The organism is Streptomyces sp. NPDC037013 (assembly GCF_055607265.1).
The window spans coordinates 813,546-836,702 of record NZ_JBVJRV010000001.1 but is presented as its reverse complement, the minus strand read 5'-3'; the positions used below and the strand labels follow the sequence as shown (position 1 = coordinate 836,702).

The 23,157-nt window shown below is 72.0% G+C and carries 24 protein-coding genes and 3 pseudogenes; 9 read left to right on the top strand and 18 right to left on the bottom strand.

Going from position 1 to position 23,157, the window contains the following annotated elements; all coding sequences use genetic code 11:
- The first annotated feature begins 54 nt into the window (after positions 1 to 54).
- The gene (locus ACZ7DY_RS03500; protein ID WP_471129413.1) at positions 55 to 639 is read left to right on the top strand and encodes a hypothetical protein; all 585 of its coding nucleotides are present in this window, start codon (positions 55 to 57) and stop codon (positions 637 to 639) included.
- Here the strand turns inward: ACZ7DY_RS03500 and ACZ7DY_RS03495 are convergent.
- The 5 genes from ACZ7DY_RS03495 to ACZ7DY_RS03475 all read right to left on the bottom strand — a co-directional run bounded on the left by ACZ7DY_RS03495 (position 632) and on the right by ACZ7DY_RS03475 (position 7,356).
- Positions 632 to 2,590 (bottom strand): acyl-CoA dehydrogenase family protein, encoded by a 1,959-nt coding sequence (locus ACZ7DY_RS03495; RefSeq protein ID WP_471129412.1) that lies wholly within the window; start codon positions 2,588 to 2,590, stop codon positions 632 to 634. The genes ACZ7DY_RS03500 and ACZ7DY_RS03495 overlap by 8 nt on opposite strands.
- A gap of 63 nt (positions 2,591 to 2,653) precedes the next feature.
- Entirely contained in the window at positions 2,654 to 3,628 is a 975-nt protein-coding gene (locus ACZ7DY_RS03490) for a helix-turn-helix transcriptional regulator (protein WP_471129409.1), read from the bottom strand.
- Positions 3,629 to 3,717: 89 nt separating this feature from the next.
- On the bottom strand, positions 3,718 to 4,845 hold the full coding sequence (locus ACZ7DY_RS03485) for an FAD-dependent monooxygenase (protein WP_471129406.1): 1,128 nt from the start codon (positions 4,843 to 4,845) through the stop codon (positions 3,718 to 3,720).
- A 94-nt stretch (positions 4,846 to 4,939) separates the two neighbouring features.
- The gene (locus tag ACZ7DY_RS03480) at positions 4,940 to 6,544 is read right to left on the bottom strand and encodes an MFS transporter (RefSeq protein ID WP_471129403.1); all 1,605 of its coding nucleotides are present in this window, start codon (positions 6,542 to 6,544) and stop codon (positions 4,940 to 4,942) included.
- Positions 6,541 to 7,356 (bottom strand): GntR family transcriptional regulator, encoded by an 816-nt coding sequence (locus ACZ7DY_RS03475; protein ID WP_471129401.1) that lies wholly within the window; start codon positions 7,354 to 7,356, stop codon positions 6,541 to 6,543. The genes ACZ7DY_RS03480 and ACZ7DY_RS03475 overlap by 4 nt, the downstream gene beginning before the upstream one ends.
- 408 nt (positions 7,357 to 7,764) lie before the next feature.
- On the opposite strand from ACZ7DY_RS03475, the gene ACZ7DY_RS03470 reads away from it, so the two are divergent.
- A complete protein-coding gene (locus tag ACZ7DY_RS03470) occupies positions 7,765 to 9,345 on the top strand; it encodes an amidohydrolase family protein (protein WP_471129398.1) in 1,581 nt (526 codons plus the stop codon).
- Positions 9,346 to 9,381: 36 nt separating this feature from the next.
- Here ACZ7DY_RS03470 and ACZ7DY_RS03465 read toward each other — a convergent pair whose 3' ends face one another.
- The 7 genes from ACZ7DY_RS03465 to dapB form a co-directional block, all read right to left on the bottom strand.
- Positions 9,382 to 9,945: a type 1 glutamine amidotransferase gene (locus tag ACZ7DY_RS03465; RefSeq protein WP_471129396.1), complete on the bottom strand. Its 564-nt coding sequence runs from the start codon at positions 9,943 to 9,945 to the stop codon at positions 9,382 to 9,384.
- Between the two features lie 13 nt (positions 9,946 to 9,958).
- Complete coding sequence (locus tag ACZ7DY_RS03460; RefSeq protein ID WP_471129392.1) at positions 9,959 to 10,780, bottom strand: amino acid kinase family protein; 822 nt, start codon at positions 10,778 to 10,780, stop codon at positions 9,959 to 9,961.
- 16 nt (positions 10,781 to 10,796) lie between these two features.
- Complete coding sequence (argC, locus tag ACZ7DY_RS03455) at positions 10,797 to 11,849, bottom strand: N-acetyl-gamma-glutamyl-phosphate reductase (protein WP_471129389.1); 1,053 nt, start codon at positions 11,847 to 11,849, stop codon at positions 10,797 to 10,799.
- Positions 11,846 to 12,694, bottom strand: a complete 849-nt coding sequence (locus tag ACZ7DY_RS03450; protein ID WP_471129387.1) for an ATP-grasp domain-containing protein — start codon at positions 12,692 to 12,694, stop codon at positions 11,846 to 11,848. The genes argC and ACZ7DY_RS03450 overlap by 4 nt, the downstream gene beginning before the upstream one ends.
- Position 12,695: 1 nt before the next feature.
- Entirely contained in the window at positions 12,696 to 12,881 is a 186-nt protein-coding gene (locus ACZ7DY_RS03445; protein ID WP_471129384.1) for a lysine biosynthesis protein LysW, read from the bottom strand.
- Positions 12,882 to 12,908: 27 nt separating this feature from the next.
- Positions 12,909 to 14,057 carry an isopropylmalate synthase gene (locus ACZ7DY_RS03440; RefSeq protein WP_471129381.1) on the bottom strand — a complete coding sequence of 383 codons (1,149 nt, stop codon included), beginning with the start codon at positions 14,055 to 14,057 and terminating at the stop codon, positions 12,909 to 12,911.
- A 271-nt stretch (positions 14,058 to 14,328) separates the two neighbouring features.
- Complete coding sequence (gene dapB / locus ACZ7DY_RS03435) at positions 14,329 to 15,078, bottom strand: 4-hydroxy-tetrahydrodipicolinate reductase (RefSeq protein WP_471129379.1); 750 nt, start codon at positions 15,076 to 15,078, stop codon at positions 14,329 to 14,331.
- A 340-nt stretch (positions 15,079 to 15,418) separates the two neighbouring features.
- Between dapB and ACZ7DY_RS03430 the strand changes: the two genes are divergently transcribed.
- Positions 15,419 to 15,787: a tetratricopeptide repeat protein gene (locus ACZ7DY_RS03430; protein WP_471129376.1), complete on the top strand. Its 369-nt coding sequence runs from the start codon at positions 15,419 to 15,421 to the stop codon at positions 15,785 to 15,787.
- Positions 15,788 to 15,911: 124 nt separating this feature from the next.
- A pseudogene (locus ACZ7DY_RS03425) lies at positions 15,912 to 16,787 on the top strand (IS5 family transposase).
- A 13-nt stretch (positions 16,788 to 16,800) separates the two neighbouring features.
- On the opposite strand, the gene ACZ7DY_RS03420 reads toward ACZ7DY_RS03425, so the two are convergent.
- Complete coding sequence (locus ACZ7DY_RS03420) at positions 16,801 to 17,493, bottom strand: VOC family protein (protein WP_471129373.1); 693 nt, start codon at positions 17,491 to 17,493, stop codon at positions 16,801 to 16,803.
- A gap of 92 nt (positions 17,494 to 17,585) precedes the next feature.
- Here ACZ7DY_RS03420 and ACZ7DY_RS03415 point away from each other — a divergent pair.
- A pseudogene (locus ACZ7DY_RS03415) lies at positions 17,586 to 17,714 on the top strand (hypothetical protein); the annotation flags it as partial.
- Positions 17,705 to 18,694, top strand: a pseudogene (locus ACZ7DY_RS03410) (Tn3 family transposase); the annotation flags it as partial. The pseudogenes ACZ7DY_RS03415 and ACZ7DY_RS03410, both read left to right, overlap by 10 nt.
- Before the next feature lie 66 nt (positions 18,695 to 18,760).
- Here the strand turns inward: ACZ7DY_RS03410 and ACZ7DY_RS03405 are convergent.
- The 3 genes from ACZ7DY_RS03405 to ACZ7DY_RS03395 are packed head-to-tail and all read right to left on the bottom strand — an operon-like array spanning position 18,761 to position 19,768.
- Positions 18,761 to 19,087, bottom strand: coding sequence for a DUF1048 domain-containing protein (locus ACZ7DY_RS03405; protein ID WP_471129371.1), 327 nt, complete (start codon positions 19,085 to 19,087; stop codon positions 18,761 to 18,763).
- Position 19,088: 1 nt separating this feature from the next.
- Positions 19,089 to 19,445, bottom strand: a complete 357-nt coding sequence (locus ACZ7DY_RS03400) for a DUF1048 domain-containing protein (RefSeq protein WP_471129369.1) — start codon at positions 19,443 to 19,445, stop codon at positions 19,089 to 19,091.
- Entirely contained in the window at positions 19,442 to 19,768 is a 327-nt protein-coding gene (locus ACZ7DY_RS03395) for a PadR family transcriptional regulator (RefSeq protein ID WP_171164436.1), read from the bottom strand. Before ACZ7DY_RS03395 ends, ACZ7DY_RS03400 begins: the two co-directional genes overlap by 4 nt.
- 529 nt (positions 19,769 to 20,297) lie before the next feature.
- Between ACZ7DY_RS03395 and ACZ7DY_RS03390 the strand changes: the two genes are divergently transcribed.
- The 3 genes from ACZ7DY_RS03390 to ACZ7DY_RS03380 all read left to right on the top strand — a co-directional run bounded on the left by ACZ7DY_RS03390 (position 20,298) and on the right by ACZ7DY_RS03380 (position 22,132).
- A complete protein-coding gene (locus tag ACZ7DY_RS03390) occupies positions 20,298 to 20,501 on the top strand; it encodes a hypothetical protein (protein ID WP_471129366.1) in 204 nt (67 codons plus the stop codon).
- A gap of 9 nt (positions 20,502 to 20,510) precedes the next feature.
- Complete coding sequence (locus tag ACZ7DY_RS03385; protein WP_471129364.1) at positions 20,511 to 21,113, top strand: dihydrofolate reductase family protein; 603 nt, start codon at positions 20,511 to 20,513, stop codon at positions 21,111 to 21,113.
- An 89-nt stretch (positions 21,114 to 21,202) separates the two neighbouring features.
- Positions 21,203 to 22,132 (top strand): glycosyl hydrolase family 18 protein, encoded by a 930-nt coding sequence (locus tag ACZ7DY_RS03380; protein ID WP_471129362.1) that lies wholly within the window; start codon positions 21,203 to 21,205, stop codon positions 22,130 to 22,132.
- Positions 22,133 to 22,180: 48 nt separating this feature from the next.
- Here ACZ7DY_RS03380 and crcB (ACZ7DY_RS03375) read toward each other — a convergent pair whose 3' ends face one another.
- Entirely contained in the window at positions 22,181 to 22,555 is a 375-nt protein-coding gene (gene crcB / locus ACZ7DY_RS03375) for a fluoride efflux transporter CrcB (protein WP_471130212.1), read from the bottom strand.
- Positions 22,552 to 23,037 (bottom strand): fluoride efflux transporter CrcB, encoded by a 486-nt coding sequence (crcB, locus tag ACZ7DY_RS03370; protein WP_471129361.1) that lies wholly within the window; start codon positions 23,035 to 23,037, stop codon positions 22,552 to 22,554. The genes crcB (ACZ7DY_RS03375) and crcB (ACZ7DY_RS03370) overlap by 4 nt, the downstream gene beginning before the upstream one ends.
- Positions 23,038 to 23,157: the final 120 nt, after the last annotated feature.

Below are 23,157 nucleotides of genomic sequence, written 5' to 3'. Positions count from 1 at the left end.
GGGCGCCCAGCGTCGTGCGCTCCCCCCTCTCGTCCCCATGGAAGGTCTGCTCGGATGCACCCCTCACGCACTCGGCGCACGGTCGGCGCCCTGACGGCCCTCGTCACCGCCGGGGCCGCTCTCGCCGTCGCCTCGGCCGCCCCGGTCTTTGCCGCCCCCGCCGCGCCGAAGCCGCCGGCCCCCTCCGGATACGACGGGCACTACGGCGATGCCTGGATCGGCGGCCACTGGAACCAGGACTACTACCAGTACCCCAGGCCGAAGAGCGGCGCGGACCTGAAGGTCACCGCGTCGGGCCCCGGGCACATCGACCACAACCAGGAACGGGTCTGGCAGGTCGTCGTCACCAACATCGGCAAGAGCACGGCGAACAACGTCCACCTGACCACGACGCTCCCCAACGGCATCAGCCACGTCGCCGACCGCGTCGGCCAGGGCACCTCCTCGTACACCCCCGGCGGCTCCCTGATCGCCGATCTGGGCAGCCTCAGGCCGGGCGCGACCGTGCGTCTGGACATCGCGGGCAAGGGCCCCTCCTACGGCGGCGGAACGGTCCACCTGCGCAGCGAGGCGGGCACCAGCAGCCGCGAGACCAACACCGGCAACAACTCCGCCACGGTCACCACGCGCATCAGCTGATCAGGTCGGGCGAGCGCAGCAGCGGCGCCGGGATGCCCCAGGCGTCGACGAGTTCGGCCGCGAGGGGCCGGATCCTGCGGCAGAGGTCGTTCACCTCGCGGCTGATCGCCTTCGACCGCTGTACGGTCAGCCGGCCGTGCTCCATGAACCAGGCGCGGTCCGTCTCGATCGTGGAGAGCGCGAAGAGGTCGCACAGCAGCCCGAGGGCGACCTTGTCGTCGCCCTCGGGCTGCTGCCGCACCCGCTCGACGAAGGCCTCGAGCACCAGGCGCTCGACGTGCGCGCGGGCCACCGCGATGACGTGGTCCTGCACCTGTGAGAAGACGACGCCGGGATGGGTCTTCCGGTCCATCCCGCGCTTGAGACGGCGGGCCGCGCCGGCGAGCATGTGCTCCTCGCGGAAGCGGAGCATGGCGAGGTGGTACTCCGAATCGAGGAGACCCGCCTGCTGGTCCCACTCGTCGCCGCCGGGCAGCAGGTCCCGTACGCGTTCGAGCAGTTTGTGGGCCGAGGACTTCTCGATGACCGTCTCGACGGCGAGGTTGGTGACGTACCGGACCATGCCGAGCTGGTCCATGCTCTCGAACTCGCTCGCGTGGTGCGTGAGCAGGCCCTTCGCCACGAGCTGGAGCAGCACGTGGTTGTCGCCCTCGAACGTGGCGAAGACGTCACTGTCGGCCTTCAGTGCGGCGAACCGGTTGACGGCGAGGTAGCCGGCTCCCCCGCACGCCTCGCGGCACTCCTGGATCGTGCGGGTCGCGTGCCAGGTGGCGAGGGCCTTGATGCCCGCGGCCCGCGCCTCCAGCTCGCGCCGTGCCTGTTCGTCGTCGTCGATGCCGGAGAACACCTCGTGCAGCTGCGTGCGCGTGACGTCCTGGGCGAAGTGCAGCGCGTACGTGCGGGCGATGAGCGGGAGCAGCCTGCGCTGGTGCATCCCGTAGTCGAGGAGCACCTGCTCCTCGGTGTCCGAGTCCGCCTCGAACTGCCGTCGCCGCAGGGCGTACTTGGTGGCGATCGTCAGCGCGACCTTGCTCGCGTTGACGGCGGCGCCGGCGACGCTGACGCGGCCCTGGACGAGGGTGCCGAGCATGGTGAAGAAGCGGCGGCCGGGGTTGTCGATCGGGCTCTGGTACTCGCCCTCGGCGGTGACGTCGGCGAACCGGTTGAGCAGTGCCTCGCGGGGCACGCGCACGCCGTCGAACCAGATGCGGCCGTTGTCCACGCCGTCGAGGCCCATCTTGCGTCCGTCGTCCTCGATGCGTACGCCGGTGGCCACCTGTCCGTCGACGCGGATCGGCACGACGAAGGCGTGCACTCCCCGGCGCTCCTCCCCCACTTCCAGCTGGGCGAAGACGACGGCGAGCTCGGCGTGGCGTGCCGCGTTGCCGATGTAGTCCTTGCGCGCCTGGTCGTCGCCGGTGGTGATGACGAATTCCTGGCTTTCCGCGTCGTAGCGAGCCACCGTGCCGAGGGCCTGGACGTTGGAGCCGTGTCCGGTCTCGGTCATCGCGAAGCAGCCCATCAGCTTCCCGGTGATCAGGTCGGGCAGGAGGGCCTTGTGATGGCGTTCGGTGCCCAGCTGCAGGATCGCGCCGCCGAAGAGCCCGAATTGCACGCCGACCTTCACCAGTACCGAGAGGTCGCCGAAGGCGAGCGTCTCGAACGCGGCGATCGACGCGCCGATGTCGCCGCCACCGCCGTACTCCTTCGGGAAGCCCATGCCGGTCTGGCCGGTCGCCGCCATGCCGACGACGATCTCCCGCACGCGTTCCCGGAACTCGTCGAAGCCGAGCCGTTCGGCGTCGTCCAGTACGCCGGCGTACTTCGTCAGGTTGGCGCGGACCAGGCCGCGGACCTCGGCGTACTCGCCGTCGAGCAGCTCGGCGAGGGCCTGGGTGTCGACGACGGGCTGCACGTAGCCGCTCGGGGAATCGGCGTTCTCGGTGACCATGGGGCACGGCTACCCGCCACCGGAACGATCAAATCGGGAGCGTGCGGCATCCGGGCCACGGCGCTACCGGCGGGCCGCGGTGTCGGAGGGCAGTTCGTGGAAGCGGTCGCGGTAGTCGCCGGCGAATCGGCCCAGGTGGGAGACGCCCCACCGGTAGGCGATGGCGCCGATGGTGTCGGTGGTGGTGAGGATGTCCTGACGGATCCGGTCCAGCCGCTGGTCGCGCACGTACGACATGGGTGACAGGCCGAGCCGGTCGCGGAAGGCCGAGCCGATGGTCCGCGGGGCGCAGCCGGCGGCCCCGGCGATGTCGCCGAGGGTGATGCGCTCGGCGAGATGGGCGTCGATGAACGCGAGGGCGGCCCGCAGGGAGCGCGGGTGGCCGGGGCGGGGGCCGTCCCGCAGCGCGTCGGTGTGGGAGTGCGGCTGGGCCAGGAGCAGCGCGGCGGCGATGCAGCGGAGCTGGCCGCGCCGCAGTTCGGGGTGGTGGAACAGGGGGTCCTGCGAGTCCAGTTGCGCCAGGAGGGAGCGGATGAGGAGCCGTACGGTCCGGCCCTTGGGGTCGGCCAGGTCCAGGGGGAAGCCGAAGCGGATGGTGGACCGCGGGGGGCTCCCGGTGAGGGCCGCGTACTCCTGGTCGACCAGGGCGGCGTCGATCCGGAGGCCCAGGAAGCTGGTGCGGCCCCGGGGTGCGGGGCGCAGCTCCTGGGTGTCCCCGGGGTTGATCACTCCGGCCGTCGCGGTGTCGAGGGTGGCGGTCAGGCCGTCGCGGGACGCGGCGATGGCCCCGGACACCCCGATGTTGACGAAGTACGAGCCGGTACCTCCCGCCGAGGAGACGCGCACGCCGAGGGGCGAGGCGAAGTAGCCGACGGTGAAGTCCCGCGCCGCCACTCCGCGCAGTTCGTGGTCTCCCCCGCTCGGGCCGTCCAGCGGAGACGTGGCGACGGAGCCGCCGAAGAGGCGGGTGGCGGCGTTGAGGAGATCGGCGGGGTTCCGGGAACGGGTGATGAGGAAGGTGCGCAGTGGATCCGGCAATGCGTTCCTCCTACAGGGGGGCCGGGGGCTCGCCACGGACTGTGGTGCGGGCGTCCGGGGTCCGCTGTCAGTGTGTCGGCGCCGGCCGGTTACGCGGGCTCGGCCATCAGGCGGTGACAGGCGTCGCGCAGCGGATGCGTCGCGTCGTGGCGCCCGGCCTGCTCCAGGCGGATGATGGTCGCGGAGGTCTCCACGACCGTCCGGCACCGCTCGGCGCGCCGCCGCACGAACGCTTCCAGGCCCGCGCCGACCGACGCGTGCGCCGACAGCTCCCTGGCGAGGACGAGACCGTCCTCGATGGCCAGGGCCGCGCCGCTCGCCATCTGCGGTGCCGGGGCGTGGGCGGCGTCGCCGATGACCACGCCTCTGCCGTGGTGCCAGGCGCCCGGCAGGAGACCGGTCCACACAGGGCGGCGTACGACCGAACCGGGCGCGGCCGCCGGCGGGACGAGCTCAGCCAGCCGGGCGGGGAAGAGCGCGAGCAACTTCCGCAGGTGCGGGACGAGTTCGGCGTCCGGCAGATGCCCCGGCTCGACGCCGTTCTCCGTCACGAAGACGTAGGCCCGGCTCTCCGAGAGGGGTACGAGCCCCGCCATGTGGGTCTCTCCGGCGAAGTGATGGATGCCGGTGCTCCACGAGGGGCGCCGGACCAGTGCCCGCCACACCATCTGCCCGTGGTGGTCGAGCGCGGCCCTAAGGCCCAGCAACTCCCGTACGGAGGAACGGATGCCGTCCGCTCCGACGAGGAGCGCGGCCCGCCGCCCGGTGCCGTCGGAGAGCCGCACGCGGACGTGGTGCGCCTCCTGCTCCACCTCAGTGACGGTCGTCCCGTGGTGCACCACCGCGCCGCACCGCTCGGCGGCCTCGTACAGGATGCGGTGCAGTACGGGACGTGCGATGCCGGCCATCGCGGGCCGCCGTGCCCCGATCAGGCGCGGCAGGCTCGCCTGGCCCACGGCTTCTCCGCGCACATCCACGTGCGTGATCACGCTCATGCCGTGGCCTTCGGCCAGACACGCGTCGGCGAGGCCGAGCGCGGCCAGCGCGCGCAGTGAGGGGCCGGTCAGGCACAACCCCCAGCCCGAGGTCGCCCGGGTGGGGCCTGCCTCGACGATCTCGACCCGCCATCCCTCGCGGGCGAGCGCCGTGGCCGCCGTGAGGCCGGCGACCCCCGCGCCCACGATCAGGGCCGTCCGCTCCCCGTGACTGCTGTCCATCCGCGCCTCCAGAGCCTTGGTTCCTCCCGGCACCGTAAGATCCGTCGGCGCCGCGCCCTGTCCACATCGCGCGGCGAGCGTCCGCTTTTGGCCATCATTCGTCCGTCGCGGGCCCGGGACCCCGCGGGGGCCGCGTCCGCGCCGTCCGGCTCTGGCGGCGCGGGTACCAGGCGACGACCAGCGCGCCGACCGCCACCACGAGGACGGCCAGCACCCGCATCGCGGTGTCGAGGGAGGCGGTGAAGTCCGTGACGACGGCGTGCCGCAGGCCGGGGGAGGTCAGCCCCTGGTCGGCCAGCCGCTCCTCGGCGGCGGGCACGGTGGTCGGCGCGCCGGGTCCGCGCAGTGGCTCCGGGAGGCCCGCGGTGAAGGCCCCGGTCACCACGCTGCCGCTGACCGCGACGCCGAGCGCGCTGCCCAACTCCCGTGCCAGGCTCTGCAGTCCCGAGCCCACCCCGGCCCGGTGCGCGGGCAGCGCGGACATCATGCCGTGCGAGAGGAGCGGCGTGGCCAGGCCGCACCCGGCCGCGGTGAGCGTCGCGCCGAGCGCGTAGCAGGCGTACGGGGTGTTCGGGCCGACCAGCGACACCGTGCCCAGTCCGGACGCCAGGACCGCAAGGCCGAACCCGAGCGTCACCCGCGGCCCGGTGCGCCGCTCCAGCGTCACCGCGCAGCGCGGCGCGAGCAGCAGCGCGCCCGCCATCGGCAGCAGCCGTACCCCCGCCCCCAGCGGCGAGTACCCCTTGGCGTACTGCAGGTACTGGCCGTTGACGTAGAACAGGCCGAACATCCCGACGAAGACCAGTGCCATCCCGACCGCCCCCGCCCGCACCACCGGCACGGTGAACAGCCGCGGGTCCAGCATCGATTGCTCGCGCCGCAGCTCCCGGCCGGCCCAGACGGCCAGCAGCACGACGGCCGCCGCGAACCCGCCGAGCACCCGCGCGCTGCCCCAGCCGGCCTGCGGGCCGGAGACGATGCCCGAGAGCAGCGCGAGGAAACCGGCCGTCAGCAGAGCCGCGGACACCGCCGACACCGGCCGGTCGTGCCGGGGCGGCGCCGGGGAGAACGCCACCACCAGGACGAGTGCCGCCAGCGACAACGGCACCACGCACCAGAACAGCGCCCGCCACGAACCGGCCTGGAGGGCCGCGCCGCCTCCGACGTTGCCCAGGACGGCCGCCAGACCCGTCATCGACGCCCACACCGCCACCAGCCGTGGCCTGCGGTGCGCGGGGGCGCCGCCCACCAGCAGGGCCAGCGTCGTCGGCAGCACCGCGGCGGCGCCCACGCCGCTGACCACCCGGCCCGCGATCACTGTGCCGATGCCCGGCGCCACCGCGCAGAGCGCGCAACCGGCGGTGAACAGGCCCATGCCCGCGGTCAGCACCCGCTTGCGGCCGAGCCGGTCGGCGAGCGCACCGCCAGGGATGAGCAGGCAGGCGAAGAACACGACGTACCCGTCGACCACCCACAGCACCGACTCGGCGGACGGGCGCAGCGCACTGCGCGACAGCGCGGGGATGGCGAGGTTCACGGCGGAGACCATGCCGACCACCAGGGTGACGCACAGACACATCACGGCGACGGTCAGCGGGCCGGGTCCGGGACTCTCGGCTTCGCTGGGGCGGCCCACCGGGGCTTCGGCTTCGGGGGCGCGGCCTGGGCTGCGGGGGCCCGGGGCGGGGTCGGGGTTCACCGTTCGTCTCCCGTGGTGGCGCGGACGAGTTCGGCGCAGAACGCCAGCCGGTCGCCGCGGATGCGCAGGAACTCCAGGTCCACCGGGCGCCCGTCGGGCAGCCTGGTCAGCCGTTCGACGGTGAACAGCGCCGAACCCGCCGGGATGTCCAGCAGCGCGCAGGTGTGCGGATCGCCGTTCACCGCGTGCACGGTGACGCTCGCCGAGCCGAGCCGGCCGCCGGTGGACTGCTCGATGAGCCCGAACAGGTCCCGCCCGGCCAGGTCGGCGTCGAGCAGCGGTTCCCCGATGTCCGCGGCCAGGTAGGTCAGGTCCAGGGAGAGCGGCACTCCGTCCAGCAGCCGCAGACGTTCGATGTACACCACTCCTCCGCCGTCGGGGACGTGCAGCTTGCGGGCCACCTCGCCGGGCGGGCGCACCACGTCCGCGACCCGCACCCGGTTGACCACCTCGCCGTGGGTGCGCAGCGTTTCGGCGAGTCCGGTCAGCCGGTCCAGGGTGTGCTCGTAGGGCCGCCGCACGATCACCGTGCCGACGCCCTGGCGCCGCTCGACCACGCCTTCGTCGCGGAGCACGCCCAGTGCCTCGCGGACGGTGTTGCGCGACACCGCGAAGTCGGCGATCAGCGCCCGCTCGTCCGGCAGCACGCCCGCCGCGAACGCCCCGGAGGCGATCTGGCGGCGCAGCACTTCGGCGACCTGCCGGGCCCGGTCCGCCCGGGTCCGCCGCCGGGGCTCCGGTGCCGGAATCCGGTCGGCGCCCGTGGGGCCGGGCGCGATGGGCGGGACGTTCACGGGACCTCCGCTGGGCATGAGGGTGAGGTGCCGTACGCGTCGGCGGGGACCATTCCCGTACACCTCGCGCCGTGGCCGGACGGCGTGCGGCGTGCGGCGTGCGGCGTGCGGCGTGCGGCGTGCGGCGTGCGGCGTGCGGCGTGCGGCGTGCGGCGTGCGGCGTGCGTTCAACCTAGGGTCCCGGTGTTTCCTGGAAGTTACGCCACCCATGCTGACCTGCGGCGACGCCGGTGACGTGCGGCGCAGCGGGACGGATCGCCCTGTTCCGCCACCCCGCGGCGACCCGGCCGTCCCGCCCGAACTTCACCCTCCGTTTCCGTCTGTCGAAACCCTTGTTCCGACCTACGGACTCGCTTAAGGTCAGCGCCCCCGGCTCGGCCGCCCCGCGCGGACGGGCCTTCCCTGTGCGGAACGAAGGAGCGTGCGGTGGCGCAGCAGGCGTGGCTTGACGGGTCGTCGGGTGAGGACGAGACGTGGGCGGGCACGGGCGAACAGTTGCCGGAAGCAGGCCGCGAGGGCGGCGGGACGCGTGGCGTGGGGCGTCGCGGCTTCGTCGTCGGGGCGGGTCTGGCCGGCACCGGCGGCCTGCTCGGCGCCGTCGGAACGGGACCGGCGGCCGCCGCCGACCGCGAGGGACGTGAGGCCTTCGGTCCCGAGGACTTCCGCGGAGGGCGGCGGCTGCTCCTCGTACCGGATGTCGTCCTGCTCCCCGAAGGGCCGGTCAAGGACCGCGCGGTGCTCGTCCAGGACGGTGTGTTCCGGGCCGTCGGGCCCGTCCGCGAACTCGTCGGCAAGCACCGGGACGCCCGCACGGTGCGGCTGAAGGGCCACCTGCTGATGCCGGGCTTCGTGGACGCCCACCACCATCTGACGCAGAGCTTCGGCAAGGCCCAGGCGTTCGGGCAGCCTTCGGAGATCTTCAAGACCGTGTGGGAGCCGTTGGAACACGCCCTGGACGAGGAGACCGCCCACCTCTCGGCGAAGCTCGCGGCGCTCGAGGCGCTGCGCGGCGGGTTCACCACCGTCGCCGACGCCGGCACCCGCGCACCCGTCGACGTGGGCGTCATCGCCGAGGCCACCGGACAGGCCGGGTTGCGCTGCGTCCTGTCGAAGGTCGTCTCCGACGGCAAGGGCGGCAAGGAACACCTGGAGCGCTTCCAGAGCTCCCGGCTGATCCATCCCTCGCTGGCGATACCCGTCCCCGAGGACGCCACCGCTGAGGTGCTGAAGAAGACCGCCGACCTCTGCGCGGACGCCGGTGCGGTCTTCCAGGTCCACGTCAACGAGCACCTGGCCGCCGTGGAACGCTCGCTCAAAAGCGTGGGCCGCCGCCCGGTGTCGTACCTGCACCACATCGGCGCCCTCAACCCGCACACCCTCGGCGCGCACGCCACCCTGCTCACCCCCGACGAGGTGCGCATGCTCGCCGACACCGGAGCCGCGCTCAGCTACAACCCGGTGGCCAGCGCCTGGAAGGGCAACGCCGTCGCGCACGCCCTGATGTGGCGGGCCATGGGCATCCGCTTCGGCACCGGCACCGACGGCACCCGCGGCGACGGCTTCCGCGTGACCGACGCCGCGGAGAGCGCCCAGCGCCTGGCCCACGGCCTGCCGTCGGGGGACTCCGCGTGCGGCGTCGGCCGCGTGTGGCTGACCCACGCCACCGCGCTGAGCGCCGACGCCCTCGGGCTCGGCGAGGTGACGGGCGAGATCGCCGCCGGCAAGGCCGCCGACTTCCTGCTCGTCGACCTCCGGGTGCCCGAGCTCACCCCGTCGTACGACCTGTCGTGGGAGCTGGTCCGGCTGGCCGGCCGGGATCAGATCACCGCGGTGTTCGTGGGCGGGGAGCTGCGGCTGTGGCACGGCTGGCCCACCGACTGGGACGGGCCCGCGCTGGTCCGCGAGGCCGCCGAGGTGGGCCCTGAGGTCGTGCGGCGCGCCCGTATCCAGCGGGTGGACCCGGACCCGGACGGCGCGGCCCGCCACCCGGGACGGCCCGGGCGCTGACGCGTTCCGGCTTACGGGCGGCCGGGCGCCCGCGCCTCACGCGTAGAACTGCGTGAAGCCGCGCAGGATTTCGCGCCCGTCGGCCCGGAATTCCAGATGGGCCTGAGAGCCGACGAGGCGTCCGTCGGCGGAGCGGAGGAACTCCACGGGCGCCTGCTCGGAGCGGCCGATGACGCGGAAGCCGGGCGGGGCCTCGCGGAGATACAGGGTGTGGCGCTGGAAGAGCGTCACGGGCGACCGCACATGGGCGAAGAGCGGCTCCCCGGGGTCGACTTGGACCTCCCTGCGCCCGACCCGCTGGGGTCCCGTGCAGAGGCGGCCGCCGGCGGCGACCGCGAGGATCTGCATGCCTCCGCAGATGCCGAGGACGGGGACGTCGGTGTCCCGGACGAGCCGGACGAGGGCTTCGTAGTGCGCGAGGTCGTGGGCGCGGACCTTCGTGCCGCTGAGTACGACCGCCTGATACCGGGCGGGGAGCCGCGAGGGCACGGAGGCCGTGTCGGTGACGGTCGCGCTCGACCCCAACTCGTGGATTCTTGCGCAGAGTTGGGGCCGCGACAGCGTGCCGTTGTCGACGACGAGGACGTGCGGTCGCGGCACGTGTCCGGCCTCCTCAGGCTCCGGTGACGGCAGTTCCGGCGTCGGCGGCGAGCAGGGCGGTGACGGTGGCGTCGCCGATGACGACGCGCTCGACGCCGCGGTCCAGCGCCTCGCACGCGGCGCGCAGCTTCTTCCGCATCCCGCCCGTGACCACCGTGTCGCGCAGTCCGGCCGCGCTCTCGCCGCTGATGCCGCGCACCGGCTCGCCCTCGACGGTCAGGTGGGGGACGTCCGTGACGAGTACCAGGTCCCTGGCACCGAGGGCGCCGGCGATCGCGGCCGCCGCCCGGTCGGCGTCGGTGTTGACCTCGCGGCCGGCCGCGTCGCGTGCCAGCGGGGTCACGACGCAGACGTGGCCCGGCCGGGCCCGTTCCAGGGGCGTCGTGCGCACGGCGCCGGGCGGGCCGACGAGGTTGTCCAGCTCGACGAGGCTTCTGCCCCGCCACCACAGGCGTTCGGCGGGCCCCGCGCTGATCAGCCGGTCGCTGCCGAGCAGCCGTTCCGCGGTGATCCCGCGCACGGTGAGCCGCCCGACGATGTCCTCGCCCAGGGCGGAGCTGACCGCCTTGATGTCGTCGATGACGTCCGGTGTGGTCCAGCGGCTCCGGTTCCCGTACCGGTCGCGCAGCATCGCCGTCGGCCGTCCGTGGCGTGGGTCGAGGCGTTCCAGCGGCCGGGACCAGCCGTGCACGAGGATCAGTCGCCGCTCCCTTCCCCGGCGCGCCAGATCGTCCCACCAGTGGTCGCCGAGGGAGTCGAGGCGGCTGCCCCCGAGTTTGACGACGAGTGGCGCCGCCCCGGGCGGCCCGGTGCGACGGCCGTCCCGGGTGCTCACGGGGTCTCACACGTACTCATGCGGGCATCACCGGCTGCATCGTCAGCCCCGCCTCCTCGGCCAGCCCGAACCGTACGTTCGCGGCCTGCACCGCCTGGCCCGCGGCGCCCTTGACGAGGTTGTCGAGGGCCGCGAGGACGACGATGCGCTCTCCGTCCTCGTCGACGAGCGCGGTGACGTCGCAGTAGTTGGATCCCAGCACGGCCTGCGGATCGGGCATCGGGATCCGCGTCTCGGTGTGCCGCCGCATGCGGACGAACGGGTGCCCCCGGTAGAAGCGCAGGTAGGTGCGGTGCAGCTCACGCGGGTCGACCACCCGGTCGGTGAAGACGTAGACGCTCGCGAGGAGCCCCCGCACCGTCGGGACGCCGTAGGCCGACATGCTCAACGCGTCGATCGAGCCGGGCCTGGCCCCCTGGAGGAAGTCGGTGACCTCGGCGGCGTGCCGGTGCCCGGTCGGGGCGTACGGCGTGATGGCGCCGCCGCGCAGCGGATGCAGGCCGGCGGTGCGCAGGCGCAGACCGCTGCCGCTGGACCCGCTCTTGGCGTCCACGAGCACTCTCTTCAGCGGAAGGCCCAGGCCGAGGGCGAGCGGTGCAAGACCCAGCGTGATCGCGGTCGCGTGACAGCCGGGGAGCGAGATCAGCGCGGCGTCCTTCAGCTGGTCGCGGACGAGTTCCGGGGGCCCGTACACGCGGCGCCGCAGGAGGTCGGCGCGGCGCTCCACCTCGGGGTACCAGCGGTCGTGCAGGTGGCGGGTGCGGATGCGGAAGGCGCCGCTGAGGTCGACCACGGCCGGCACCCGGTCCACGAGCAGCGCGGCGAGGTCCGCCGAGACCGGTGCGGGGGTGGCCAGGAAGGCGACGTCGAGCCCGCTGGTGGTGGCCTCGGTGACGTCCTGCACGATCAGGGCGGGTTTCATCAGCCCGGGGTGCAGCTCGCCGAGGCGCATCCCGGCGCTCGTGGAGCCGCCGAGGAAGGCCGGTTCCAGGTGGGGGTGGTGCGTGAGCAGTCTGATGAGCTCCCCTCCGACGAGTCCGGAGGCGCCGATGATTCCCGCGCGGATCATGCGAAGGCCTCTCGTAGGCGGCGGGCGACGGCCGAGGGGATGTCGGTGCCGAGCGCCGTGGCCAGGGCCCGGAAACCGGGCGCGTGATTGACCTCGTTGACCACGTGCCCTTCGGGACCACGGAAGAGATCCACTCCGTAGAGGCCGGGCCCGAGGGCGCAGACCACGCCGTCGAGGATCTTGCGCAGGCCGGGATCGGGTTCCACGGTCCGGCACCGGTTGCCGAGGGCCGCGTTGGTGCGCCACTCGTCGGCTCCGGCGGTGAACTCGACGGCCCCGAGCGGTTCGTCCCCCACGACCAGGCAGCGCACGGAGGTCCCGCCCAAGTACGGCTCGATGAGGCTCGCCTGCTCGACGGCGTGCCCGAGGTCCTCGACGTAGTCGTATACGGAAGCGGCGGTGTCGGCGTGCCGGAGCAGGGTGACCCTGCGGCCCATGCCGCCGAAGACGGGCTTGAGGACGAGCGGCAGGCGCAGTTCTCGCAGGGCGCGCTCGAAGTCCGCGCGGGAGAGCACCAGGCGGAAGTCCGGGACGGGGAGGCCGGCCGCGCGCAGCACGATGCGCAGGGCCGCCTTGTTCTGGCAGGTGTGGATGGTGCGGGCGGTGTTCAGGGTGGGGAGACCGGCAGCCTCGGCGAGCGTGGCCAGGAGGCCGCCGCGGGTGTGGCTGCGGCTGCGCACAAGGAGCCCGTCGTAGCCCGCCAGCGAGGGGGCGTCCGGGTGGCCCAGGCACATCGACTCGTCGTTGACCCATTCCAGGCGCAGGCCGTGGGCCGGGGCCGCGGTGATCAGGCGGCGTTCTTCCCAGCCGATCCGGTCCGCGGCGAGAGCGACGGTCGGCCCCATCTCACTGGCCCCAGTCGCGGAGCCGGGTCTCGACCATCTTCAGCGTCATGCGGCCGTCGGCGATCTCCTCGACGCGCAGGGTGAGCATGCACTCGGGACAGACGAGGGTCTCGCCGGCGACCATGGCCGGCACGGTCAGGTCCGTCTCGCACTCGGGGCAGGTACCGGCGAGCGTAGGGGGCGTCATGCGGAACCTCCGGTAGTCGGGCGGGGTTCAGGGGGCGGGGAACTCCGCGGCGGCCGTGCAGATCGCGTCGCGGTCGAGCAGCGGGTCGCCGGCCCGTCGCTGGCGTTCGACGAGCCAGGAGGTGAAGGCGCCGACGTCCACGTCGATGCCCGTGCCGGCCAGCGCCCAGGCGACGAGGCCGGGGGTGAGGCGGCTGCGGACCCTCAACCGGCGGGTGTTGCCGACGAGTTCGGCGGGCAGCGTCTCGTACGCCTCCGGATGGCTGAGCTGGCCGGCCAGTTCGTAGGCGAACGCGTACGGGGTGGTCGGGCCCGGCTGGAAGGCTTCGCCGAGCCCTGAGCCCTTCAGTACGAGCCGGGAGAGCTCGGTGAGGCGGGTCAGGTCGAACCGCCTGTCCGCGTGCAGGACACGCAGCGCGGTGAGGAGTTCGGCCAGCGGAGTGTTGCCGCCGCGCTCCCCGACACCTGCGACGGTCGTGGAGACCCACCGGGCGCCGGCGCGGACGGCGGCCAGCGAGTTGGCGACGGCCATGCCCAGCATGTTGTGCGAGTGGACCTCGATCTCGGAGCCGTCGATCTCCACGAGCCGTGCGACGGTCTCCTCCATCCGCCAGGGCGAGAGGCACGCGACGGTCTCGGCGAGCCGGAACCGGTCGGCCCCCGCGAGGAAACCGTTGGTGACGTACGGGACGAGCCGCTCGGCGGGGGTTCGTGCGCCGTCCTCTCCACTGAAGGTGACGTGGAAGCCGCGCTCCTTGGCCCGGGATATCGCCGAACGGGCGAGCACCTGGAGGAACTTGAGGCTCGTGGAACCGAGTTTCAGCTGGGCGTGCCGCTCGGAGGTGGGGAGGGAACACATGACGTGCCGCACCCCGAGCCGCTCGGCCTCCCCCAAAGCCTGGTCGACCTGGCGGCGGTCGCGTACGACGACGAGCGTCACGCAGCGTTCGGGCCCGACGCTCTCGTGGGCGGCGAGGATGAGCTCCGCGTCCTTGGTCCCGGGGCCGGAGACCATGCCCACCTCGACCAGTTGGACGCCGGTCGCGACGAGGAGTTCCGCGATGGCCGCGGCGTCGCGCGGCCCGAACTCCACGCCCGCCATGTGTGCCGCGTCCCGCAGCGTGGCGTCGGATATGTGCGGTGGTCCCTGCGTGCTGCCCGGCGATCCTGTTGCCACGTGCTCCACCCTTCGGGCCGTCTGCGGTCACGTGCCGGTGGTCTTCTTCGGACGGGTACGGGGAACCGCTGTCCGCCGGTCGCCGTCCGCCGGTCGCCCGGCGGACCGCGGGGGCGCGGACGAGCGGGCGAGCGGGGGCGGGCGAGCGGGGGCGGGCGAACGGGTGCCGTCGCCGTCGGCGCGTGAACTCCGCCTCCGTCCCTCGCGATCACCGTTGCCCTCCTGTCCCGCGGACGGCGGCGGTTCCGCTCGCCGTGCCCGAACGGCCCGCTCAGTCCAGCCCCATGAACGACTCCAGTCCCAGGGTGAGCCCGGGGGCCGTACCGACGCGGCGTACCCCGAGCAGGAAGCCGGGCGTGAAGCAGGCCCGGTCGGTGGAGTCGTGACGGATCGTCAGCGTTTCGCCCGGGCCGCCGAAGACGACCTCCTGGTGGGCCACGAGCCCGCGCGCCCGCACGGCGTGCACGGGCACGCCCTCGACGTCCGCGCCGCGGGCCCCGGCGAGCGTGGTGGTCGTGGCGTCCGGCGGGCCGGGGAGTCCCGCCTCGCGGCGGGCCTCGGCGATGAGCCGGGCGGTGCGCACGGCGGCTCCGCCGGGGGCGTCGGCCTTGTCGGGATGGTGCATCTCGACGATCTCCACGGACTCGAACCAGCGGGCCGCGTACCGGGCGAGGCGCATGGTGAGCACCGCGCCGACCGAGAGGGGGCCGACGAGCACGCCGGTCCGCGGCGAGGCGGCGAGCCAGCCCCTCAGGGTGTCGAGCCGTTCGTCGGTCCAGCCGGTCGTGCCGACCACACCGTGGATGCCGTGGCGCACGCAGAACTCCAGATGGTCCATGACCGAGTCCGGGTGGGTCAGTTCGACGGCTACCTGGGCGCCCGAGCGCGTGAGGCTCTCCAGCCGGTCGGTCCGGCCCAGCGCGGCGACCAGCTCCAGGTCATCGGCGGCGTCGACGGCTCGGGCCACCTCACGGCCCATGCGTCCCGAGGCACCGATCACTCCCACCCGGATCGCGGTCATCCGCTCCTCGCCTCCCTCCAGGGATGTGGCGCGCCGCCGCAGGCGACACATCGGCAGCGGCCCCCTCGCTCCCGCCTCGCCGTCCCGGTGCCGCGATCGCCCATGACTTACGGAAAACTGCCCGCCGTCGGCCGAGATCACCCGATGAGTCCGGCGCGCGGCCGGAACAATGGCGCAAACACTTCCCGGGCGAATCCCGTCGCGACGGGGCCGGGCGGCGGGCACGGCCGTCATGATCCCGCAGGTTCTGGCCACGTCGGCGGCGCCCGGCGCACACCTCACCGCACTGGTGGAATATTCAACTACTGGTCATCGTTTCACGGCTCGAAGGAGGCAGACAGTGGAGACGACCTACTACGACCACGGGACGGCGGCGGAGCGCTGGGAGCGCGCGCGGCTGTTCTTCGACGCCAAGGAGTACGCGACGGCGGCCCGCGTCCTCGGCACCCTGGCCGACGAGGTGCCCGAGCAGGTCGCCCCGCGCCTGCTGCTGGCCCGCGCCTACTACCACTCGGCTCAACTCCTGCGCGCCGAGGAGGAGTTGCGCAAGGTCATCGAACTCGACCCGGTGGAGAGCTACGCGCGGCTCATGCTGGGCCGCACGCTGCAGCGGCAGGGCCGCGCGGACGACGCGAGGCCGCACCTGCGCATGGCCGCCGCGCTGAGCGGTGACTTCACGCCGGGCGACGACGCCACGCTGTCCTCGTAAGACACGCGCCGTCGTACGACACCGGCCTCGGGGAACGTAGGTACAGCGGTTATCGGTGAGAACGATCATGGCCGTCTCGGGCGTGTATCGAAAGTGGATCTTGGACACGCGATGATCTTGGTTCGTGTCGCGGGGAGATCTGACGGACGAGCAATGGGCGGTCCTGGAACCGCTGTTGCCCACTGACAAGAAGCCAGGACGACCGCCGGCATGGACGCGGCGGCAGCTGATCGAGGGCATACGGTTCCGGGTCCGTACCGGCATCCCGTGGCGGGACGTGCCCAGCGAGTACGGCCCCTGGGCCCGGTCGTACGACCTGTTCCGCCGCTGGCGGCGGGACGGTACCTGGCAGCGGATCTTCACTGCGCTGCAGGCCCGGGCGGACGCCGAGGAGCTGATTGACCTGGGACATCAACGTCGACTCCACCGTCTGCCGGGCCACCAGTATGCCGCCGGAGCCAGAAAAAGGGGGACCTGTAAAAGGAACCGCCCGGTGGCGTCCACGCCGAGCCGGCCGACCACGGCCTTGGCCGCTCGCGCGGCGGGCTGACGGCCAAGCTGCACCTGGCCGTCGAGCAGAGCCAGCGTCCCATGTCCGTCGTGATCACGGCCGGGCAGCGGGGCGACTCCCCACAGTGCTGGCCGTGGCCGACCTCATCCGGGTGTCCCGTCTGGGGACGGGACGTCCCCGCACCCGGCCCCGCCGTGTTCGCGCCGATAAGGCGTACTCGTCCCCCGCAAGAACCGCGCCTACCTGCGCAGACGCGGGATCCGCTGCACCATCCCGAACAAGACCGATCAGCTCGCCAACCGCCGCAGGCTCGGCTCCTGCGGTGGCCGGCCGCCGAAGTTCGACAAAACCGACTACCGCGAGCGTCACGCGGTCGAGTGCGGCATCAATCGCCTCGAGCGCCACCGCGCCGTCGCCACGCGATACGACAAGCTCGCTGTCCGCCACGAAGCGACCGTCCTCGTCGCAGCCATCAACGAGTGGCTGTGACCAGCACGTTGTTTCAGTTGTCTCGGCCCTGCCATGTGGTGACGCAGGCTTCGTTCCCCTCCAGGTCGGCAAGCACCCAGAACGCGGGGGCACGGGTCGCGGATACAAGCCGCCCCCCGGCGGCCAGCGCGGTCTCGATCCGTCCGGGTGCCTCGTCGTGCGGAACACTGATGTCGAGGTGGATGCGATTGCGCTGCGGACGCGCGCGGTCCATTTGCTGGAACCAGATGGCCGGGCCCTGCCTGAGCGGATCAACGAGCGGATCCTCCGCTCCCTCGGCGCCTGCCTCATCGGTATAGCCCAGCACCGCCTTCCAGAACGGCCGGATCCCGGCGATGTCCAGGGCATCGATGGCGATCTCCAGTAGCTGGACGGACCGTGAGGACCCCGTGCCAAGTCCGGGCTCCGGCAGAAACCCGGACTTGCCGACAGCGGCAGAGATCCGGTGCGCGAGCTCGACATCCCGGGTGGTGACCGCCGCATGGTCCAACGACTGCAGAGTGAAGACGGCCCGATCGGGTCGGACATCGATCCGCAGATGGCGGTCCGCATCATCGCCGCACACCGCGACAGCGTCCACCGCCAAACTGACGGCTTGAGCCGACGTCCCGACCGGAACCGACGTTTGCAACGACCCCAGCAAGTAGCGCCACCCGTGACCCTGGACCGCCTCCGAAGCTTCCTGCCGACTCAATATCTGCTCCATGACCGCATCCTTGCAGTCTCGCTGTCAGTCCCGCCTACCAGCACTTCCGATACACGCCCTGGCACAGTGATCCACTTCGCCGCTGGGGTTCGGTGAAACACCTCCGGGCCCGGTCCGGGGGCTGGCTACGGCCCGGTTCGTGCCCGGTGGAATTTCTGAGTGATGAGCAGTCCGAGGCGTACGGGACGTTCGCCGAGGAGCCGACGAGGCCCGAGCTGGAGCGGTTCTTCTTCCTGGACGACATGGACCGGGACCTGATCGCCCTGCGGCGGAGGCGCGGCAGGTCGCGGAGAAGCGCCTGCACGCCACGGTCGCGGGCGCCGCCCGCCGCGCGGACCCGGCGCTGCCCGGGGATCTGCGGCGACGCTGAAGACGCCGGAGGGCTCGCGGTTCTCGGACCCGGCTGCGCCGGCCGCCGACGCGGACGACGGGCACGGCGTCCACCCGCGCGCTGGAGCGGGTGGACGAGATCGGCGCGTACCGGCTCGGCAGGTTGAGGCTGTCGCAGACCCCGCCGAACCGGATGGCCGCGCTGGCCCGGTACGCGCTGGGGTCGAAGGCGCCGCTGCTGGAGCGGGCGGCGGAGCCGAAGCGCACGGCGATGCTCACCGCGGTGATGCGGCACCTGGAGGCGAAGGCTATCGATGGGGCCCTGGACCTGTTCCAGGTCCTGATGGCCACCCGGCTGCTGAACACGGCGAAGCGCAAGACGGAGAAGGAGCGGCTGTCGACGCTGCCACAGCTGGAGAAGGCTTCGCGGGTGCTCGCGCGGGCGGCGAAGGTGCCGTTCGAGGAGCTGGAGCTGGTCGAGGAGCAGGAGGCGGACCTGGACGTGGCCGCGCTGTGGGCGGCGGTGGAGGAGGTCGCCCCGCGCGCCGCCGTGATGACCGCGGCGGCCACAGTGGTCTCGCTGGTGCCCGAGGACGAGAACTCGGCCGAATTTGGCGTGCTCGGCCTGGTCCTCAACGCCATCGCGCTCTGGACCACGAACTACATCGACGCCGCCGTCACCCAGCTCCGCGCCGAGAGCAACGAGATCCGGGAAGAGGACATCGCCCGGCTCTCCCCGCTCAAGCACCGCAACCTGAACCTGCTCGGCCGCTACAGCTTCACTGCCAGCGTTCCTGCCGCCGGTGCCCTGCGTCCGCTGCGCGACCCGGAGGCGCCCGAGCTGGATGAGGACGAAGAGGGCGATGAGTGAGCGCCAGGGAGCTGCTCGACGGTTACGCAGTGCCCTCGTTTTCGGCCCGCACCCGGGCGGCGGGCGTCACTTCTCGTCAGTGCCGGATTCCGCGTTGATGGATGCCTGGTAGATATCGGCGTAGGTAGGGGAGTCCTTGACCAGGTCGTCGCAGAACGCGGCGACGTCGGTGCCGATGAGTTCCACGACCCCCTTGCCTCCGGCGACGCCCTCCTCGAAGAAGTCGACGATCCCGGGGAGCAGGGGCCCGTCAGGCAGGCTGATCGGCCCGACCTTGAACAGGTACTTCTGTATCTCCTTGTAGACGATCTGGTAGTCCGGCGGGAGTGCCTTGACCCGAGCCACGTGCGCCCGCCACTGTTTCTTGCCTTCGATGATGTCCTGAATGCTCACGTCAGCCTCCCAGCCGGCTCAATTTCCTCGCGACGTTCCTGTTCAACTGCTCGCGCCACCGGTCGCGATAAGTGCGGGCCCCTGCTCCGCCGGCCAGCGCGGTGCAGAAGCCTTGGATGTCCTCGCCGAGCACCTCGTGGATGCTCTGGCCGTCCGCCGCTGCTACTTCGAGCAGCCCCAGGGCGGAGTCGAGGATCGGCATCAGGTTGCGACCGGTGAAGTCCCCGTAGGGGAAAAGGTGGGCGATGATCTGCCCCCACGCCGCCCGGTAGTCGTCCGGCAGGACATCGGCCCGGGCCTCGAACGCCTTCCATTCCCTGGTGAGATCGCTGCCTGTGACCTTCTCCCAGAAGTTCATCTCCCGCCCTCCTTGAGCCTGTCGATGCGTGATGAGAGGTACTGCCACTTCGCCCAGAACTTCGCGAGTTCCTCGCGTCCGGCGTCGTTGAGCGCGTAGAACTTGCGCGGCGGACCAACCCCGGATGGCCGTTTCGTCACCTGGACGAGCCCGTTCCTCTCCAGCCGCAGCAAGATGGTGTACACCGTCCCCTCGATGACGTCAGCGAAGCCGAGCTCGTTCAGCTGACGGGTGATGGCGTACCCGTAGGTTTCCTCGCTGCCGATGATTTCGAGAACGCACCCTTCGAGCGTGCCCTTCAACATCTCCGTCAGGTCGTCCATCGCGGGTGCTCCTCAGCCTGTCAGTACTACGTGCTACCGAGTACCGCTATACGGTATCACCGAGTAGTGGAGGGTGGCAGTATCGATCGAGGAGCGGAGCATTGCGGAGCCGGGCCGATGAGTGGCCGCCGCCGTGGAGCCCAGGGCCTCGCCGACCAGTCCTGGATTTGCGTCTACCGGAGCCCCAGGCAAACCATCGTCTGACGACAGGCGGCTGACGCGTCCAATGAACCCGGGAAATCCGGGCGGCAGCGCGAATCCAATCAGACCCGATGGTGATTGCTGACAGGGTTTGACGACAGATAGGGTCCGATCCTCCGTACGGAAGGGGCCCCTCGGTGGCCAACCTGCTCTACAAGCGGGTCTCGACCGACCAGGAGTCCGCCGCCCGCCAGGACCTCGTCCTCGCCGAGGCCGGGATCAAGGTCCCGATCGTCTTCAAGAAGGCCCGGGCACATCCAGCCGCCTCCACCCGCTCCAGCGCCCGAAGTTCCGCGAACTGCTCACCTGCGCGCGACCGGGCGACACCGTGCACATCTCCGAGATGTTCCGCCTCGCGCGCGGCAACCAGCACATCCTCGACGTCCTCGACGTCCCGCACTGCAACCAGCTCGCCCTGCGCATCCGTCACAAGACACCCGCCACCCCGCGCCTCGTCCCGCACCCCGTGGGGCGGGGCGCGGGCGTACCGTCACCCGTGCGACCGGCTGCGACGGCGCCACGAAGACGGTGAGGGCCCGCGATGCGAAAAATCATCTGGATGATGGGGATGTCCCTGGACGGCTTCATGGAGGGGCCGGACCGCGAGATCGACTGGCATGTCGTCGACGACGAGCTGCACCAGCACTTCAACGACAAGTTGGCGGCCATGGGCGGGTTCATTCACGGCCGCGTCACCTGGGAGCTGATGGCCGGGTACTGGCCCACCGCGGAGTCCGACCCGGATGCCACGGAGACGATGCGGGAGTTCGCCGGGATCTGGTGCTCCCTGCCCAAGTACGTGTTTTCGCGGACCCTTGAGCGGGCCGACTGGAACGCGTCGATCCTGCGCGAGGTGGTGCCGGCGGAGATCGAGGCGCTCAAGGCGACGGCGAGCGGGGACATGACCGTCGGCGGCGCCGACCTCGCGGAGTCCTTCCTGCGCCTGGGTCTCGTCGACGAGATCCACGTCTACGTGCACCCGGTCCTGATCGGTCGCGGCCGCCCCATGTTCCGGGCCACGGACGTCAGGGCCGACCTCACGCTCCTGGAGACGCGGAGGTTCGGCAACGGCGTGGCACTGCTCCGCTACCAGGTCACCGCTCAGCGGCCCGTCGAAGCGTCAACTCCCGCGCCCACCAACTAATACGCATTAGTTCTCTCACTCCCTGGCGATTCTCCGCGCCTCCCCGTAAGAATTATTGCGGCGACTTCGACCTCAGGGGAGAGATGAGCATGAAGAGGCGCAGCGTCCTGCTCTCGGCATTGGCGCTCACCGCGGCATCGAGTGGTACGGCGGCGGCCGCGGGGAAACCGGCGAGGCCGGGTAAACGCGTGGTGGTCTATTACCAGACGCAGTACGCGAACGGCACGTACGTGTCGCCGCTCGCCCTCACCGAGCACCACACCGGCGTGACGGACGTCCTGGTGGCCGCCGTGCACATCAACGACCTCAACGGCCCGTACGCCCCGATCCACGTGAACGACGACCCGCCCCACGCGGCCAAGTACGACCGGATGTGGCGCGACCTCAAGGCGCTGCGCCGCCGGGGCGTGCACGTCCTCGCGATGGTCGGCGGCGCGGCGCCCGGGAGTTTCACCCGGCTCGACAAGGAATTCGGCACGTATTACCCGCTGTTGCGGGACTTCATCCGCGAGTACGGACTCGACGGCGTCGATCTCGATGTCGAGGAAAACATGTCACTGGCGGGAATCGAGCGCGTCATCGGCGCCCTGCGGGCGGACTTCGGCGCCGGTTTCCTCATCACCCTCGCCCCGGTGGGCAGTGCGCTGAGCGGCGGCGGGAACCTCTCCGGTTTCGATTACGACGCCCTCTACCGCAGCCGGGGCCACGACATCGCGTGGTTCAACGCCCAGTTCTACAACGGCTGGGGCGCGATGGACTCGACCGCCGACTACGACGCCGTCATCACCCGCGGGCTTATCCCCGCGCACAAGGTGGTCGCGGGCACGCTCACCTCGCCGGCCAACGGAGGCAGTGGCTTCGTCGACATGACGACCCTCAGGTCGACGGTGCGCGCGCTCGCCGCCAAGCATCCCGGCTTCGGCGGGGTGGCCGGCTGGGAGTACTTCAACTCCGAGCCCGGCGGCACCGCGAAGCCTTGGCGGTGGGCGGCCGAGGTCTCGGCGGCGCTCCGGCGCTGAGCCCCGCCCCCGCCGCTCCGTCCCCGGACGGTCGTCCCCTGACGCGCGTCACGGCCACAGGGCCTCGGCGACGGCCATGCCCACGAAGGCCGCGCCGACGCCCGTGGCGACGCTCCCCAGCGTGTTGGCGACCGCGTAGAACCGCATGCGGCGCTCGGCGAGGCGCATCGACTCGTACGAGAACGTGGAGTACGTCGTCAGCGCCCCGCAGAGCCCGGTGCCGAGGAACAGCTGCGCCTGCGAGGACGCGGCACCCGCGAGCACCGCGCCGGTCAGCACGCCGAGGATCAGGCAGCCCACGGCGTTGACGGTGAAGGTCCCCCACGGGAACTCGGTGCGGTGGCGCACCTGCACGGCCCGGTCCGTCAGATAGCGCAGGGGCGCGCCGATCATGCCGCCGGCGATGACGAGCAGCCAGTTCACGAGCGCCTCCACGCCACCACGCGGCGCGTCGTCCACGTCGCGCACCACACCGCCGCGAGCGCCGCCGCGAGGGTGAGGCCGAGGTAGGCGAGCCCGGTGCGGGCATGGCCGTCCCTCACCAGCGCCTCGATGTCCACCGCGTACGTCGAGAACGTGGTGAAGCCGCCGAGGATGCCGATGCCGAGGAACGGCCGGACCAGCCGGTGTGCCGTCAGAACCTCGGTGACGAGCACCATGAGGACGCCGATCGCCGCGCATCCCACGGCGTTCACCACGAGGGTCGTCCACGGGAAGCCGCCGGGGGCGACCGGCCAGAGTGTGGTCGCTGCGTAACGGGCCACGGCGCCGAGGCCGCCGCCGACGGAGACCGCCGCGAGTGTCTGTCCCTGGCCCTGCGTCAGTTCGCGGCGCTGCGCGGCCACGGAAAGGTCGATGTCGGGGTCCGTGGGCTCGTCCACCGCACCGGGCCGCTGTGCTCCCATGCGCCTAACGCTAACCGGCACGCCCCCTCACCGCGTCACCAGCCCCGCCGCTCCCATCGCTCCCATCGCTCCCACCGAGCCTCCCCCGTCGCACGCCGCCGCCGGGCCACGCGACTCTCC